1 protein-coding gene and 2 pseudogenes are annotated in these 1,640 nt (G+C 34.8%); 2 read left to right on the top strand and 1 reads right to left on the bottom strand.

Features of this window, described 5'->3' with window-relative positions; translation table 11 throughout:
* Together AP75_RS13925 and AP75_RS14965 are read left to right on the top strand one after the other, a co-directional pair.
* A pseudogene (locus tag AP75_RS13925) lies at positions 1-198 on the top strand (hypothetical protein); the annotation flags it as partial.
* Positions 179-301, top strand: a pseudogene (locus tag AP75_RS14965) (IS91 family transposase); the annotation flags it as partial. The pseudogenes AP75_RS13925 and AP75_RS14965, both read left to right, overlap by 20 nt.
* A gap of 255 nt (positions 302-556) precedes the next feature.
* On the opposite strand, the gene AP75_RS13930 reads toward AP75_RS14965, so the two are convergent.
* Positions 557-1,435 (bottom strand): alpha/beta hydrolase, encoded by an 879-nt coding sequence (locus AP75_RS13930; protein ID WP_088265002.1) that lies wholly within the window; start codon positions 1,433-1,435, stop codon positions 557-559.
* Positions 1,436-1,640 lie beyond the last annotated feature (205 nt).

Consider the following 1,640-nt stretch of genomic DNA (forward strand, 5'->3'; position numbering starts at 1 on the left):
TACAGCTACCTCCATCTTCCCGCGATTCCAAAAGTGAAAAAACTTCCCACTATTTTAAGCCGTGAAGAAATTTGGCGAATGCTTCAAAGTGCCGAACTCCTGAAACACAAACTGCTCATCGGCCTGATCTACGGTTGCGGACTGCGCTGTATGGAAGTAAGGAATATCAAACTTCACACCCAAAACGCTGCTCAATAAATGCCGGTGTTGCAAAGAAGGAAACCTGGTCACCATTGCCATTTTCGGGCAGCGCGGTCCGCCGCAGGACTTTCTTTTCGTCACCCAACCTTTGTCTGCGGAAATAACCTTTGCGGGTAAGGGAAGCTGTGCCCTACAGCCAGTAAAACCCCGCAGAAACCACTTCCAAAGTCTACCCAACGCCACAAAAAAAGCAGTCCTTCTGAAAAAACTGCTTTGTGTATCTAAATTCTAAAAACGACATCCCCATAAGAGGACCATCATACTGCTGAAAAGCCACCGGAGGTTCCGTTCAACAGGCTTTCATTTCTTGTCTTGCAGACAAAAACGAAAGCTTAGTTATTAGCAGAAGTTTTTCTTATTCCAATTGTTTTTTAATTCTTTCGGTGGTTTCTTTTGGTAAATTTATCAATGTCATGATATGTTCAGAGTTATTTTCCCAATAAATTTTAGGCATTTTTGCAGAATTATAAAGATTTTTTCCTCTAATTGCAGGAACAATTTTGTCATTCTTCCCTTGAATAATTATTTTAGGAACATTCTCTATATATTTTATGTCTTGGACAGCAACATACTCTTGGTTAAAATCTTGTGGAGAATTTTTTGCTTTTTCTTTAAGAAATGAAATTGGAGAATAATCCATTGCTAAAGTTTGGGCCGATTCAATGGAACTATCGAGAACTAATAAATTGATTTTAGATTGGTTTTCTTTAGCGATTTTTACGGCAAGTTGACCTCCCAAAGACATTCCATAAACAACTATTTTACGATTTCCATTATTTTCTGAGTCTAAAAAATCTTTAAATGCTACTTCCGTATCTGTTAAAACTCCGTGATAATTTGGAGTTCCATTTGATTTCCCAAAACCTCTCCAATCAAAAGCATAAACTTCAAACCCGCTTTCTACCAATGGTCTTATCATATCTTGATAAGTGCTTACATTTCCTCCACCGCCATGAATGAAAAATATTTTTGAATCCGTTTCGTGTGTTGGCTTGAATACATAAGTGTAAATATTAATTGAGTCATTAACTTTTAAAACTTTTTCAGAATGCTGTAAATGTTTGAAAGGTTGCATTTCTTTGCTTGGGAAATAAAAAAGTTTTGATTCGTCATTATTAACGATTCCTTCAAAAATTGGATTTGTTTTGTAAAAATAAACTCCTAAACCAATAATTCCTACTAATCCCAAAAATAAAATTAAGCCGATAATTTTCAAAATTTTCTTTGTTTTCATTCTGTTTTAATTTGTAGGTCAAATTTGCTTTATTATTTTTTATTGAAGAATTTGTTTTGGTTAAACTGTAAATTATGATTTCTGAATTGTTAAATTTTGTTCCCGAGTTGTTGAACTAAACCTCCGGTAGCTTTTCCCATTCGCCGTTTTAGTAACTTTGTTTTTATTAACCTTTTAAAAACTCATGAAATGGCTACAAAAAAAA

Origin of the sequence: Kaistella haifensis DSM 19056, from assembly GCF_000735695.2 — a bacterium.
Taxonomy (GTDB): domain Bacteria; phylum Bacteroidota; class Bacteroidia; order Flavobacteriales; family Weeksellaceae; genus Kaistella; species Kaistella haifensis.